We start from the raw sequence: 14,341 nt of genomic DNA, 5'->3' as shown, positions 1-14,341 counted from the left end.
CAGGTCAATCAAGACCTCTGCCAAGGAGTTTTTTTGTGCATTTTAAGCGGGAACGATAACTTTGCCTGTAATGTGGATGGGGCCCCTAAGGTTAATTTCGCCTTGAAGATCTTCCACATTGGAGGCAAAGATCTGAAATGCATAATAACCTTCGGGAAAATCGGTAAGGATCGTCTGAAACATGGTTGTCATTCGAATCGGATCTCCATCCGCCGGGATAGCAGCTTGTTCGGCACTGCCTACGAGAATTCCATTCACAAGCAATTCCAGCAGGAGGGTGGGTTGAACGGGCGGTGTGGCAAAGACGTTAACAGCCTCCCAGCCAACAGTTGTAGCAAGCTCAACGAAATTGCTTGGAGCAGGAGGAACAGGCATACCGAATTCCAAGATCAGGTGGGGTGTTCCATCGATTGGAATCGGAGGTCCAAAGGATAGATTGGTGCTGACACTCCGCGCAAATTCTACTAGGGTATGCGACATTTTTTCACCTCCATATTATGGCATAGTTCCATCCTATGTTTTGAGTGAATATTATGTTAGAGACAACATCCTATGGACTTTGAAAAATATCGGTAATTATGGTGGTGATAGCTATGAATATCCTATTGATAACATCAGGCTTCCAGGGCGTCTATTCTTTCTTCGAGCAGCGTATCGCAGAGGCTTTACAGAAAGCGGGGCATCATTGCAGAGCTTTGCAGCCTGGCAGTGTGTTGAATGAAATAAAGCTTAACCAGCATTTTTGGCAGCCGGAGCTGATTCTGCTTATGGCCGGTGTGAAGGTTCCAGAGCCTGTGCTGGAGTACATCAGACAATCCGGGGTGAAGTCGGCGGTGTGGATGACAGAGGACCCCTATTACATGGATTGGACGGCTCCGCTGATTGCTTATTTTGATTATATTTTCACGATTGACCAGGCTGCAATGGAGCATTATCGGGCGCTGGGTCATCCCCGGGTCTATCATCTGCCGCTGGGTACAGACCCTGATCTGTTTCACCCCGCAGCCGTATCCGATGAGTATAGAAGTGATATCTGCTTAGTAGGCGTGCCTTACAGTAACCGGATTGAGCTTATAGAAGCCTTACTTGCAGGCACAGCCTATCGCATCCAGCTGGTGGGGCGGGGGTGGGGCCGGCACTATCATGAATGGAAGCATGGCGCTAACCGCAATGTGGAGCTGGTGAATGCCTGGGTCCAGCCGGAGACGGCTGCCAAGTTTTACAACGGGGCGAAGATTGTGCTGAATATTCACCGCCCTTCCGCTGAGAAGTACAACCGTAACCGGGCAGGGATTATCGCCACAAGCATCAACAACCGTACCTTTGATGCAGCCAGCTGTGAAGCGTTTCAGCTTACCGATTATAAAAGCGGGCTCCGCCATCAGTTTGACGAGGGCACTCAGGTGGTTTCTTATCAGGATAAGCATGATTTGCTGCAAAAGATCCATTACTACATGGCGCATGACGAGGAGCGCAAGTGGATTGCTGAAGCAGCAAGACAGCAGGTGCTGGCAGCCCATACCTTTGAGCACCGGCTGCATGATTTGTTGATGAACGTGCAAGCTTAATAGACGGATTCACCGGACCTGATAGACGCTCCGCAGTTAATCTGCCGGGCGTTTATTCAGGTTTGCCCATAGACTAAGTCCGCTATTTTGTCCTCCATTTGAAAATTTAGTCTTCTAACCTATAACGTTTCGAAGAAGGATACATATGATAGCGAGTAAACAGCGGGGGAGGTATTCGATTGCCAAAGGTTACGATCATTATGACCAGCTACAATAAGGCCGCATATGTCGCAAAGTCCATTGAATCCATTCTGAATCAGACGCTTACAGACTTTGAATTCTACTTGATGGATGATAACTCGAATGAAGAAACTCTGAAAGTGATTGAGCCCTATCTCAAGGATAAGAGAATCAAATTCTTCAGAAGTGATACGGAAACCCTGGAGCAGAGAGTAGCGAAGGTCAGATATTCCGCGCTGATCAATCAAGCCCTCGCTCAAGCACAGGGGGAGTATATTTCCTATGCTACCGATGATAACCGTTACAGAAATACTAGACTTGAGCAGATGGTGAACTATCTGGAGGAGAATCCCGAAGTCATGATTGCCTACTCTGCGTCGCTGGTCAACTACTTGAACGAACAGGATGAAGTAACCCGCAGCCAGCTAAGACCAGCCAAAAAAGTCGTTTCGGTGGCCCCTTGCGTCATCGATCATTGCTCCATCCTGCACAGAAGCTCCATTCTTCCGGTCATTCATGACAAGTTCGGGTCTTACTGGGATGAGAATCCGGAGTTCTATCGAATAGGTGACGGCCGGTTCTTCTGGCGGCTGAACCAGTTCTGGGACTTCTACCCGGTGGATGAGATTCTGGATGATAACTATATCACCGAGCTGTCTATTCACTATCAATTACAGCATCAGGAGAAGAGCCAGTTCATTCAGATGCTTCCCCCGCAGCGAACCTGCAAGGAGCTGAGAGAAGAACTGAAATGTATCCGGCAGCACAAGAAATAAGGCCATTGTATAGAAAGGCACCACGAGGAGGGAAAACGGATTGTCCATCTATCTGTCCAATTACTGGTCGCTCTATAGTGAATTTATCCATACTGCGCAGGAGCTGAAGTACAGGAATATCCCTCTGGCCCTGATGACGAACTTCTATCAACAAATCAACGATGAGCTTAGGAGCGAAATGGGGAGCAGCGATTTTAAGCTGAAGCTGGAGCATTCCGGTATTCATGAGCAGCACCAGATTCAGCCTTTCTTTGACAATAGGGTTGCGCCGCTCTATCAGCCTGTGAAGTCCAATCTGAAGGGCAAAATACTGATTAATCTGGACTATATCAGAATGTCGGAGCAAACGATCAGCGAGCATTTCAGCGGAGATTCAGCCATGATTCTGTCCCGCTCCAGAGCCACCGAGCTCTATGGAATCCCGAATGTATACAGCCTGGGCTACAAGCGGGACACCAAGGCAGAGGCAGAAGAGCTGGTCCGGCGCGCTGCTGACCTTTTCGCGAAGGCCGAAGGACATCCTGCGTTCAGCAATGAATTTTTTACCCAGACCTTCCTGAGCCGGATTCCTTCCATTGTAGATACCATTGAAATGGTATTTAATCTCTACAATGACCTGCCGGTAGCCTCTGTAATGGTAGGTACGACAGAAGATGTAGCCAGCCGGGCGCTTGCCGTCGTTGCAGGGATCAAGGGGATTCCCAGTGTATGTCTGCAGCACGGAATTCTGATGGGAGAGGAAGCCTTCATTCCTGTATTCTCCAGCCATATCGCAATCTACGGGCAATATGAACATGATTGGTACGTGCGCAGAGGGCTGGAAGCCGGGCGGATCGTGATTACCGGCCATGCCCGTTACGATGATATCTTTACTTCGAAGATTACGTCTACAGAGTCTTTTAGAGAAACCTACCAGCTTGATCCTCATAAAATCACCTTACTAATCGCTACAGGACCGACGCTGGATGAATCCAAGATCCGCACCCTGCTCACCCAATTGGCCTCACATCCGCAGTTTCAGCTGATCATCAAGCCCCATCCCTGGGAGCTGTCCAAGAAGCTGATTTCGCTGTATACCGGGTACGAAGAAGAATATAGCAATGTTCATGTGGTTACCGACCGCAAGGCAGACACCCGTGAGCTGATTATGAAATCGGACGCTGTGGTCGCCACCCTCTCTACGGTTGCCCTTGAAGGCCTTTTATTCGGCAAGCCTGTATTTGTCTACAAATTCATTCAGGCTAACCGTGAATATGATTACTATGATGCCCTTGACCGCTATATTCAAAAAGAACCCTCTGACTTAACCAGTATCATCGCCCGCTATTATTCCAGCAGCAATATAGAGAAATTAAACTACAAGACTGTAAAAGAGAAATTCTTGCAGCAAGCCTATCAGATTCCTGACTCCGGCAAAGCGCTTGCGGATCTCATGGACCGCCTGATCCATGGAAGCGGGAATCGATGAAGCGGGAGGTGGAGAGCATGTTCTTCCGGAATAAAAGCATTCTGATCATCGGCGGTACCGGCACCATCGGGAAAAGTATTGCGAAGCTCCTTCTGAAGCAGGAGCCAGAGATCATCCGGATTCTCAGCAGAGACGAGTATAAGCAGTTCGAGCTGCAGGATGAGCTACATGGGAACGCAAGACTTAGCTACCTGATCGGCGATGTCCGGGATTATGACCGTGTGCTGGCTGCCATGGAGGGAATAGATTATGTGTTCCATACAGCTGCTATGAAGCATGTATCCTTCTGTGAATATAACCCGTTGGAGGCTGTACTTACGAATATTATCGGCACTCATAACGTGATTCAGGCAGCGAAGCAGCAGAAGGTAGGTAAGGTCGTTTTTACAAGTACAGATAAGGCCATTTCGCCGACCAACAACTACGGGGCCACCAAGCTGTCTGCTGAGAAGCTGATTTCCTCTGCCGTCACCTCGGGCGGCTCCGGCCAAACGGTGTTCTGCACCGTACGGTTCGGGAATGTGATGGGCTCCAGAGGGTCTGTCATTCCCTTGTTTGTGAAGCAGGCGAGAGAAGGCAGGGCGATCACCGTAACAGATCTGTCCATGACAAGGTTCATGATGACGCTGGAGCAGGCAACCCGGCTGACCGTTCAGTCCCTGCAGCTGGCGAAGGGTGGTGAGACTTTTATTCTGAAGATGCCGGTGATCAGGCTGAAGGATCTGGCTGAGGTTGTAGCCGAGGAGGCGCCGAAGAAATATGGGACCCTCCCGACTACAGTGAAGATCCTGGAGATCGGCCTGAAGCCAGGCGAGAAGAGATATGAAGAACTGATGACCCACGAGGAATCCTTAAGTGCTTATGAATTAAAGGATGTATATATTGTCCCTTCCCCCTATGCTGCACCGCAGTCCTACCGGGAAGCAAGCAGGCCGAAGCCGGGCACTTACAGCTCCGAAGGAGAGATTCCGCTGACCAAGGAGCAGGTTAAGAAGCTGGCATCGGAACAAAATCTAATCTAGTGGAGGCTACTATGAATATACTCGTAACCGGAGGCGCCGGCTTCATCGGCAGATGGGTGGTCGGACGTTTGTTAAAGGATGGACAAAGGGTATGGGTCATCGATAATCTGGTGAATTCATCGCTGGATAATCTGAAGGAGTATGAAGATCACGAGCATTTGCAGAAGGTACAGGTCATGGACCTCAAGGACAGAGAAGCTCTGAAGGAGCTTTTCCGGGAGAATTCCTTCGACCTGTGCTACCATCTGGCGGCAAGCATTAATGTGCAAGACAGCATTGATGATCCTGAGACCACGTTCAATAATGATACGCTGGCCACCTTCTATCTTCTTGAGGAATGCCGCAAGCAGCAGGTGAAGATGGTCTTCATGAGTACCTGCATGGTCTACGCCCGGGCGGCGGATGAACAGGGAATTGACGAGCAATCCCCTATCAAACCAGCCTCTCCCTATGCAGGGGCCAAGATTGCTGCGGAGAACATGGTGCTATCCTATTTCTATGCCTATGATCTGCCAGTGGTGGTCGTAAGGCCGTTTAACACGTATGGTCCCTATCAGAAAACCGGAGGCGAAGGCGTCGTCGTGGCGATCTTCATCCACAGCAAATTAGAAGGCCAGCCGCTGAATATCTACGGGGACGGCACCCAGTCACGGGATCTATTATATGTCTTGGACTGTGCAGATTTCGTAGTGGAGGCGGGCTACAGCGACAAGCTGCACGGAGAAATTGTCAATGCAGGCACGGGTGAGGATATCACCGTCAATCAATTGGCTGAGCTGATTGCAGACGGGCAGGCACCGGTCCAGCATGTTCCCCATATTCACCCGCAGAGTGAGATCCAGAAGCTGTTATGCAATTACAACAAGGCAGAGAAGCAATTGTCCTGGACACCTAAGGTTACCATCCAAGAGGGCATCCGGCAGACAGAGCAATGGATTCTGGAGACCTTTCACCGAAAGGAGCCGAACCAATCATGAGTAAGAGCAAACTGGCCATTGACGGCGGGAAGCCTGTACGTGCCCACTACTTGCCGTATGGGAGACAGATGATCGATGACGAGGATATTGAGTCCGTGGTCAAGGTGCTGCAAAGTGATTATTTGACCAGTGGCCCGGCTATTGAGCAATTCGAAGCAGAGATCGCAGCATTTACCGGGGCAAAATATGCGGTGGCCTTCTCCAGCGGAACTGCGGCCCTGCACGGGGCCTGTTATGCCGCCGGGATCGGCGAAGGGGATGAGGTGATTACGACGCCCATGACGTTTGCCGCTACTGCGAACTGTGTGCTGTATCAGGGGGGCGTACCGGTATTTGCCGATATCGATCCGCGGACATATAATCTTGATCCGCAGCGGATTAGGGAGAGAATTACGGCCAGAACAAAAGCCATTATTCCCGTCCACTTCACGGGTCAGCCGGCAGAGCTTGATGAGATCCTGCAGATTGCCAGGGAGCATAATCTGATCGTGATTGAGGATGCCGCCCATGCGCTGGGTGCGAGATATAAGGATAGAAGCATTGGGGCTATCGGGGACATGACTATGTTCAGCTTCCATCCTGTAAAGCATATAACAACGGGAGAAGGCGGAATGATTACGACCAATAACCCGTTATATTATGAGAAGCTGCTGCAGTTCCGCACCCACGGCATCACCAGGGATGAGCGCAAGTTAAGGGAGAACCACGGGCCCTGGTATTATGAGATGCAATTCCTCGGGTACAACTACCGGATCACAGACATACAGACCTCACTCGGCATTTCCCAGCTGCGCAGAATCGGGGGCTTCATCGAGAAGCGCAAACAGCTTGCCGCCTTGTATCTGCAGGAGCTGGGCGCGACCAAGGAGCTTATTCTGCCGCATCAGCTTCCAGAGGCGGAGTCAAGCTGGCATCTGTTCATTGTCAGACTTCAGCTCGCAAGGCTGAAGGCCACACGCAAGACGGTCTTTCAGGCGCTGCAAAAGGAGAACATCGGCGTAAACGTCCACTACATCCCCGCCTATCTGCATCCGTACTACGAAAGTCTGGGGTTCCGCAAGGGAATCTGTCCGGTCGCTGAAAGCTGCTACGAGGAATTCATTACACTCCCGCTATATGCGGGCATGGAACCTGAAGATGTGCTGGATGTGGTCGCCGCGGTCAAGAAGGTGATCTGCCACTACTCCAAGTAAAAATAGAGAAGGGAGTGATTATTGTGGCCAAAGTGAAGGTGATTGCTGAAATTGCCAATGCCCATTGGGGCGACCCCGGCCGGCTGCGGGAGCTGATCCTCGCAGCCGCACGCAGCGGCGCTGACGGGGTGAAATTTCAATGGTTCCATTACGACAGCCTGGCGGTGCCGGATTTCATCCATTATCAGACGTATATCGATTTGTTCATCGGCAAGCAGCAATGGGCGGAGGCTGTCCAGCTTGCCAAGGCTGAGGGACTGGAGGTCTGGGTAGACCTCTATGATGAATGGGGCGCTCAGCTGCTCGCGGAGCTTGAATCGCAGATAGACGGCTTGAAATTACCCACAACCGTACTCCAGTCGATCCCCTTGACTCTAGCCCTGCACAGGTTCAATAAGCCCTTACTCATCGGCGTAAGCGGCTGGCTGGAGGAAGAGATGGATTCCCAATTATCCTACATTCGGAGCCATTTCAAAGGTCCAATCGTGCTGATGCACGGCTTCCAGGGCTATCCGACCCGGACAGAGGATTCTAACCTGAGCCGCATCGCCCATATCAAGCAGACCTATCAGCTGGAGGTGGGCTTCGCGGATCATGAGGATGCTGATCATGAAATGGCGGTCGATCTTCCGGTCTATGCCTATCTGCTGGGGGCTAGTGTCATTGAGAAGCACATTACCCTGAACCGTGCGGAGAAAGGCATTGACTATTATTCCGCGCTTGAGCCGGAGGAATTCGGGCGGATGGTGGAGAAGCTGCGCCGGGCAGAGTGTGTACAGGGCAGTCTCGAAATTAAGGAATCGGAAAGAAGGTATCTGGAGGATTCCTCTCTGAGGATCGTCTCCCGCAGAGAGCTGCGCCCGGGTGAAATGATCACGCCTGAGAACATATGCTATAAACGTTCATCTATGCCGGATGCCCTCATGGCAAGCAATGCTTCCCTACCATTTCCTATGATTGCCACCTCGGCCATTCCTGCGAACACACCCATCACGCCCGGGAAGGTAAAAGCACCCAAAGTCTGCATTGCTGTCATCTGCAGATTGAAATCCACCCGGCTCCGCCGCAAGGCGCTGCGCGAGATTCACGGCATTCCAGCCATTGAGAGATGCCTGATGAATTGTCTGGCTGTGCCGGGCGGCCATGAGGTAATGCTGGCCACCTCGGATCTGCCGGACGACCAGCCGCTTACGGCGTTCACCCTGAACGGTCAGGTGAAGGTGGTCACCGGCGATCCGGACAATGTGGCTGCAAGAATGCTGAGCGTGGCAGAAGCGGCCCAGGCGGATATCGTAGTCCGGGTGACCGGCGACAATCCGGCGGTCTCCCCGGAGATGCTTAAGCTTCTGATCGACCGGCATCTGGCAAGCGGTGCCGACTTCACCTACGCCAAGGAGTCGACCATAGGGACGGTGGGGGATGTTTTTACCGTTGAAGCGCTGAGCAGGCTGCTGCACTATTCCAATCCGCTTACGCATGCGGAGTATCTGTCCTTTTACTTTTTCAACAATCCGCATCTCTTCAAGATCAATGCTGTGGACCTTCCTGCGGAGTGGGTGCATCCCAAGTGGCGGTTAACCATGGATGAAATTCAGGATCTGGAGCTGTTCGAGTCGGTCTACCAGGCACTGGATGTGGGGGCAAGACCGCTATTCTTCGAGGAATTGAAGGCATTCCTGCAGGAACACCCTGAGGTGGCTGAGCACAACCGGGGCATTCAGGTGAAATGGCGGGATGATACGGAGCTGGTTAAGGAGCTGAATGCAGCAACCACCCTGAACAAGAAATTATAACGTTAGCGAGGCATCGGATGATGATAAATAAAGCGAGCCTTGTGCTGGGGACGGCCCAGCTGGGCGGAAATTACGGGATTGCGAATGCAGCTGCGAACCCCTCTGTTCAACAGAGGAACGAACTGCTCCAATATGCCCTCTCTTCAGGGATCGGTTATTTGGATACCGCGCCGGGATACGGGGACAGCGAGTCTATCATCGGAGATTGCCTGGAGCACACTGAGCCGCAGAGCCGGCCGCAGATTGTGACGAAGCTCCCTTCCGTCCAGCGGCTGCGGCTGCACACGGAGGAAGCGCGGAGAAGGTTCGTCATCGCTTCCGTGCATGCTTCCCTGGACCGGCTGAAGTGTTCTGCGCTGGATATCTGTCTCTTGCATGATCCGCTGGATATGATTTACCAGGACGGCGAAATTCTGCGAGTGCTTCAGGAACTGAAGCGGCAGCACACGATCCGCAGAATCGGCGTATCCGTGTATGATGCGGAGGATATTGCGAACTTTATGCGCGTGGAGAGGCTGGACAGTATTCAAATTCCGCTGAATGTCCTGGACCAGAGATGGCTCGCGAATGGAATGCTGGAGCGGCTCGCCCGGAAGGGAACAGAAATCTTCGTCCGCAGTGTCTATCTGCAGGGCCTGCTGCTGATGGCACCGGAGCAGCTTCCGGCGGGGCTGAAGCAAGCGGAGCAGCCGTTGTTACGATTAATCAGATACAGCAAGGAAACCGGGATACCGGTTAAAGAGCTGTGCTTCCTCTATGTGAGGGATCTTCCGGGGGTAACCGGGCTGGTGATTGGCTGTGAGACGGCGGAGCAGGTGCAGGAGAATCTGCGGATGATGGCATTGCCCCTACTAAGCCCGGCGGTGAGACAGACGCTTGGTGAATCCTTTACGGATATTCCTGTAGAGATCATTGACCCCAGGAGGTGGAAGTAACCGGATGCGTACTCTTCAGGAATTATTTAATCTGCAAGGCAAGGCAGCGGTTGTGACCGGAGGGGCTGGTTATCTGGGCAGAGCCATAGCGGAGGGGCTGGCTGAGGCTGGTGCGGCAGTCTATCTGGTAAGCTCAAGCGGGCAGCGCTGCAAGGAGACCGCTGAAGCAATCGCCCGCACCACTGGAGCAGCCTGCTTCGGCAAGGCGATGGATATCCGGCAGGAAGCCTCTGTCAGACAATGTATTCAGAGCATCGCTGAATCGGCCGGAAGCATTGATATCCTGGTGAATAATGCCGCGTTCAGCTCAGCGGCCAGCTTGGAGGCCATGAATGAAGAGCAGTGGCTGACAGGGTTGGACGGGACGATCAACGGAACCTTCAGATGTGTCAAGGCTGTCCTTCCCTATATGGTTAAGCAAAAGGGGGGCTCGATCATTAACGTCTCCTCGATGTACGGGCTGGTCTCGCCTAACCCGGAGGTCTACGGAGACAGCGGGATGAATAATCCCGCCAATTACGGGGCGGGTAAAGCGGCGATTGGCCAGTTTACCCGCTACATTGCCTGCCACTTCGGGCCACACGGAATCCGAGCGAATACGGTATCGCCGGGGCCTTTTCCCAATGCAGCGGTTCAAACTGCCGATCCCCAGTTCATCCGCCAGCTGGAAAGGAAGAACCCGCTGGGCAGAATCGGCACCCCAGAAGATTTGAAGGGAGTGATGGTGTTCCTCGCTTCCGCTGCCTCAAGCTATGTTACAGGTGAGAATATCTCTGTCGACGGAGGCTGGACTGCATGGTAAGCACAGCAGCTAATCCAATGAATATATGGATTCGGGCCGATTCCTCGTATTCTATGGGCACGGGCCATATCATGCGCTGCCTGACACTTGCAGGCGGGCTTGCCGCCAGAGGCGGGCAGATCACGTTCGTTTGCCGCGAGCTGCCGGGGAATTTGGCCGACTATATCAGGGGTCAGGGCTATACGGTGGAGCTGCTGCCGCCGCCGGATAATCCGTCGTACGCCGCATTCTGGCTACAGGTGGATTGGCGGACCGATGTCATGGAGACGGTGCAGCGGCTGGAGGGGGCTGCTCTTGCGGATTGCCTCATTATCGACCATTACGGGATTGATAAGCGGTGGGAGATATGGGTACAGGGGAAAGTGAAGAAGATAGTAGCCATCGACGATTTAGCGGACCGCCTGCATCAATGTGATCTGCTGCTGGACTCCAATCCATCCGCTGCCAGGGACCGTTACCAGGGGCTGCTTCCTGCTTACTGCACGAAATTGACAGGCACCTGCTATACGCTGCTGCGGCCGGAATTCCGTGCGGCTAAGCTGGGGCTGGCTGAACGGAACGGAAGCATAAACCGGGTTCTGGTGTTTTTTGGCGGCACCGATCCTACAGGGGAGACTCTCAAAACCTTGCAGGCCCTCCAACATCCCGCCTTCGGTAATCTGCAGCTGGATGTCGTAGTTGGCGGAATGAACCGCCGCAAAGAAGAGATTGCAGCGTTATGTAGCTCGATGCCGCAGGCCAGCTTCCATTGTCAGATCGATTACATGGCTGACTTAATGCAGAAGGCAGACCTCTCCATCGGAGCAGGCGGAAGTACGACCTGGGAGCGTTGTTACCTGGGCCTCCCTTCGCTGTGCATTATTACGGCGGATAATCAGCGGGAGATCACGGCCTTGGTTCATGCGCAGGGGGCTGCATTAAGCCTGGGGAAGAGTAATGAGGTGACTGCCCACGGGATTGAGCAGGGGCTTAGGACTATGCTGGCTGACCCGGCGAGGGTACGGGGCATGTCGGAGCAGGCGCTCTGCCTGATGGGCGAGGATAAATGGGATGAGGTCATAGACAGGATTATGGGAGGAGACTATGGCAGACCTACGGGACTATAGGCTTGAGAAGCTGAGCCAGGAGCATAGCCGGCTAATATGGGAATGGCGCAATGCCGATCACATCCGGCCCTATATGAATCATGACGGGATCATTCCACTTGAAGAGCATCTTAGCTGGATGCATGCCATAGCGGAGGATGCCAGCCGGGTGGTCCGGATCTGTTGCTATCTGGACACACCGGTGGGCTTCGTGCAGTTCTCGCAGATCGACAGGGTCCACAAGACCTGTGAATGGGGCTTTTATATAGGGGAGAGGAGCTGTCCTCCCGGATCCGGCACCATGATGGGAATCTTGGCGCTGGAGCATATTTTCCGGGAGGAGCAGTTAAGTAAGGTATGCGCGCAAATTCTTGATTTCAATCAGAGAAGCTTGTCCTATCACCGCAAACTAGGCTTCGTGGAGGAAGGCAGGCTAGGCAGGCAACGGATCAGAAATCATCAGCCTGTGGATGTGGTCTTGATGTCCCTGTTCCGGGAGCAATGGGAGAGCCGCAGGCTACGGCTGACAGAGGAGGCAACGACAGGCCATGAAGGAAATCAAGATCGGTAACCGCACCATTGGCAGCGGGCATCCGCCTTTTGTCATCGCAGAGATGTCCGGTAATCATAATAAGTCCTTGGACCGTGCGCTCGAAATCGTTAAGGCCGCAGCCCGGGCTGGCGCACATGCGTTCAAAATCCAGACCTATACGCCGGACACCATGACGCTTAATCTGCAGAATAAGGATTTCATGATTGGGGAAACGAACGGACTGTGGAAAGGGAAGTCACTGTATGAGCTGTATGCTGAAGCATATACGCCCTGGGAGTGGCATGAGCCTATCTTTGCTTCGTGCAGGGCGCTTGGGATGATTCCATTCAGTACCCCGTTCGATGAATCCTCGCTCGAATTCCTGGAGACCCTCGGCGTCGACTGCTACAAGATCGCTTCCTTCGAAAATAATGATATTCCCTTATTGCGGAAGGTGGCCTCCAAAGGGAAACCAATGATTATTTCCACCGGGATGGCCTCGCTCGGCGATATTGAACAGGCTATCGGTACCATAACTGCGGCTGGCTGCCGGGAATATATACTGCTCAAATGCACCAGCAGCTATCCGACTTCGCCCGAGAATACCAACCTTAACACCATTCCGTATCTGCGCGACGTCTTCCGTGCTCAGGTGGGCCTGTCCGACCATACCCTGGGCGTAGGGGCAGCAGTAGCAAGCGTGGCGCTGGGCAGCACCGTGATTGAAAAGCACTTCACCCTGAGCCGTGCGGAAGGCGGGGTGGATGCTGGATTCTCCCTGGAGCCGGCAGAATTCGCTTCCCTGGTCCGGGAGACAGATACGGCCTGGAGGTCGCTCGGCGGCGTATCCATCGGTCCGACCCCCGAAGAAGAGAAATCCCTGCAATTCAGACGGTCCGTCTATACCGCCAAGGGCATCAAGGCCGGGGACCTGCTGACTGCGGATAACCTCAAAGTCATCCGGCCCGGCTACGGCCTCGCGCCAAAGTATTATGACTTGCTTCTCGGCAAACGCTTGAGAACCGATCTGCCCGCCGGCACTCCGCTGAGCTGGGACCTGCTGCTGTAATCCGCCTTGACAATTGGGGCGAAAACGTCTATAACTAGAACATATCTGTATCCATTGAATCTAAATTCGATGACGGGACAAGTACGATAAGGTAACGTTCTCCAGAGAGTCGGTGCTTGCTGCGAGCCGATCGTTCACGCCTTACCCGAAGATCCTCCCTTAGAAGCTAAGCTGAAGCGTGTATACGTGTCTAGGCTCCGCCGTCTGCCGGACGTTATCCCGGACCCGCAAGGTTGTCTATTGCCTGCGGACTGAGATTGTACTGAATTCACACCCCTTAGGATGTGCGTGCAGTGCAAATTAGGGTGGTATCGCGAGCGTCGTCTCGCCCCTTTGGGGGCGGGGCGGCGTTTATTTGTGTGGTGGGCATCCCCCTAAATCGGCTTAGATCCCCCTAAATCCCCCTTCCAAGGGGGACCCCAAGGGCTGGCCGCCCTCTGGACACCCGCAGGCAAGTGCATCGAGGTTGGGCGGGCGTCCGCGGAAGGGGAAAAATTTGTTCGGCGTAGGACCGGCCCTTCTTAGGCTGCCCTATCGGGTACGCCTGCGGGGCCTCAACAGCGCTAAAGGCAGGGTGTAACCCGTCCAGTGCTGCCCTCCGGGATCGCGGGCCGGGTGGCTCAAGAGCTAACGGCAAGCCCCCCGTCCAGTGCTGCCCTCCGGGATCGCGGGCCGGGTGGCTCAAGAGCTAACGGCAAGCCCCCCGTCCAAGTAGCTGCCCTCCGGGATCGCGGGCCGGGTGGCTCAAGAGCTAACGGCAAGCCCCCCGTCCAAGTAGCTGCCCTTCGGGTTCGCGGGCCGGGAGGCCCAAGAGCTAACGGCAAGCCCCCCGTCCAAGTAGCTGCCCTCCGGGATCGCGGGCCGGGAGGCCAAGAACGAACGGCAAGGACCCCGGGCGGAAGCCCGGTGGTGCACTAGCGCAGTTAAGGCCCCGCAGGCGT

13 protein-coding genes and 1 other annotated feature are annotated in these 14,341 nt (G+C 53.7%); of the genes, 12 read left to right on the top strand and 1 reads right to left on the bottom strand.

The genetic code is table 11. The features are described from left to right. Positions 1–42: 42 nt before the first annotated feature. Positions 43–480 (bottom strand): hypothetical protein, encoded by a 438-nt coding sequence (locus NYE24_RS11250; RefSeq protein ID WP_036690174.1) that lies wholly within the window; start codon positions 478–480, stop codon positions 43–45. A gap of 113 nt (positions 481–593) precedes the next feature. Here NYE24_RS11250 and NYE24_RS11245 point away from each other — a divergent pair, with 113 nt between their 5' ends. From NYE24_RS11245 to pseI, 12 genes are all read left to right on the top strand, one after another. Next, positions 594–1,568, top strand: a complete 975-nt coding sequence (locus NYE24_RS11245; protein ID WP_076154240.1) for a glycosyltransferase — start codon at positions 594–596, stop codon at positions 1,566–1,568. 179 nt (positions 1,569–1,747) lie between these two features. Continuing rightward, the gene (locus tag NYE24_RS11240; protein ID WP_036690170.1) at positions 1,748–2,524 is read left to right on the top strand and encodes a glycosyltransferase family A protein; all 777 of its coding nucleotides are present in this window, start codon (positions 1,748–1,750) and stop codon (positions 2,522–2,524) included. A gap of 40 nt (positions 2,525–2,564) precedes the next feature. Next, entirely contained in the window at positions 2,565–3,992 is a 1,428-nt protein-coding gene (locus tag NYE24_RS11235) for a CDP-glycerol glycerophosphotransferase family protein (RefSeq protein ID WP_051493113.1), read from the top strand. 17 nt (positions 3,993–4,009) lie between these two features. After that, positions 4,010–5,014 carry an SDR family NAD(P)-dependent oxidoreductase gene (locus NYE24_RS11230; RefSeq protein ID WP_076154357.1) on the top strand — a complete coding sequence of 335 codons (1,005 nt, stop codon included), beginning with the start codon at positions 4,010–4,012 and terminating at the stop codon, positions 5,012–5,014. Between the two features lie 11 nt (positions 5,015–5,025). Continuing rightward, positions 5,026–5,991: a GDP-mannose 4,6-dehydratase gene (locus NYE24_RS11225; protein WP_342478693.1), complete on the top strand. Its 966-nt coding sequence runs from the start codon at positions 5,026–5,028 to the stop codon at positions 5,989–5,991. After that, entirely contained in the window at positions 5,988–7,184 is a 1,197-nt protein-coding gene (gene pseC / locus NYE24_RS11220; protein ID WP_342478692.1) for a UDP-4-amino-4,6-dideoxy-N-acetyl-beta-L-altrosamine transaminase, read from the top strand. Before NYE24_RS11225 ends, pseC begins: the two co-directional genes overlap by 4 nt. Before the next feature lie 23 nt (positions 7,185–7,207). Next, positions 7,208–8,977 (top strand): N-acetylneuraminate synthase family protein, encoded by a 1,770-nt coding sequence (locus tag NYE24_RS11215; RefSeq protein ID WP_342478691.1) that lies wholly within the window; start codon positions 7,208–7,210, stop codon positions 8,975–8,977. 17 nt (positions 8,978–8,994) lie between these two features. Next, positions 8,995–9,912: an aldo/keto reductase gene (locus NYE24_RS11210; protein ID WP_342478690.1), complete on the top strand. Its 918-nt coding sequence runs from the start codon at positions 8,995–8,997 to the stop codon at positions 9,910–9,912. A gap of 4 nt (positions 9,913–9,916) precedes the next feature. Further along, on the top strand, positions 9,917–10,714 hold the full coding sequence (locus tag NYE24_RS11205; RefSeq protein WP_342478689.1) for an SDR family oxidoreductase: 798 nt from the start codon (positions 9,917–9,919) through the stop codon (positions 10,712–10,714). A gap of 17 nt (positions 10,715–10,731) precedes the next feature. Next, positions 10,732–11,820 (top strand): UDP-2,4-diacetamido-2,4,6-trideoxy-beta-L-altropyranose hydrolase, encoded by a 1,089-nt coding sequence (gene pseG / locus NYE24_RS11200; RefSeq protein ID WP_342478688.1) that lies wholly within the window; start codon positions 10,732–10,734, stop codon positions 11,818–11,820. After that, the gene (gene pseH / locus NYE24_RS11195) at positions 11,798–12,370 is read left to right on the top strand and encodes a UDP-4-amino-4,6-dideoxy-N-acetyl-beta-L-altrosamine N-acetyltransferase (protein ID WP_342478687.1); all 573 of its coding nucleotides are present in this window, start codon (positions 11,798–11,800) and stop codon (positions 12,368–12,370) included. The genes pseG and pseH overlap by 23 nt, the downstream gene beginning before the upstream one ends. Then, on the top strand, positions 12,348–13,400 hold the full coding sequence (gene pseI / locus NYE24_RS11190; RefSeq protein WP_342478686.1) for a pseudaminic acid synthase: 1,053 nt from the start codon (positions 12,348–12,350) through the stop codon (positions 13,398–13,400). Before pseH ends, pseI begins: the two co-directional genes overlap by 23 nt. Positions 13,401–13,460: 60 nt before the next feature. Further along, positions 13,461–13,736: a binding site (T-box leader), on the top strand. Positions 13,737–14,341 lie beyond the last annotated feature (605 nt).

Origin of the sequence: Paenibacillus sp. FSL H7-0350 (genome assembly GCF_038593195.1) — a bacterium.
Taxonomy (GTDB): domain Bacteria; phylum Bacillota; class Bacilli; order Paenibacillales; family Paenibacillaceae; genus Paenibacillus_AQ.
Note: the sequence above shows the minus strand (reverse complement) of the source record. Positions and strands in the feature narration are given on the sequence as shown.

Excerpts from the sequence above, each read along its gene's own strand:
- NYE24_RS11250 (WP_036690174.1), bottom strand. The coding sequence starts at position 480 with ATGTCGCATACCCTAGTAGAATTTGCGCGGAGTGTCAGCACCAATCTA.
- NYE24_RS11245 (WP_076154240.1), top strand. The coding sequence starts at position 594 with ATGAATATCCTATTGATAACATCAGGCTTCCAGGGCGTCTATTCTTTC.
- NYE24_RS11230 (WP_076154357.1), top strand. The coding sequence starts at position 4,010 with ATGTTCTTCCGGAATAAAAGCATTCTGATCATCGGCGGTACCGGCACC.
- NYE24_RS11225 (WP_342478693.1), top strand. The coding sequence starts at position 5,026 with ATGAATATACTCGTAACCGGAGGCGCCGGCTTCATCGGCAGATGGGTG.
- pseC (WP_342478692.1), top strand. The coding sequence starts at position 5,988 with ATGAGTAAGAGCAAACTGGCCATTGACGGCGGGAAGCCTGTACGTGCC.
- NYE24_RS11210 (WP_342478690.1), top strand. The coding sequence starts at position 8,995 with ATGATGATAAATAAAGCGAGCCTTGTGCTGGGGACGGCCCAGCTGGGC.
- NYE24_RS11205 (WP_342478689.1), top strand. The coding sequence starts at position 9,917 with ATGCGTACTCTTCAGGAATTATTTAATCTGCAAGGCAAGGCAGCGGTT.
- pseG (WP_342478688.1), top strand. The coding sequence starts at position 10,732 with ATGAATATATGGATTCGGGCCGATTCCTCGTATTCTATGGGCACGGGC.
- pseH (WP_342478687.1), top strand. The coding sequence starts at position 11,798 with ATGGCAGACCTACGGGACTATAGGCTTGAGAAGCTGAGCCAGGAGCAT.
- pseI (WP_342478686.1), top strand. The coding sequence starts at position 12,348 with ATGAAGGAAATCAAGATCGGTAACCGCACCATTGGCAGCGGGCATCCG.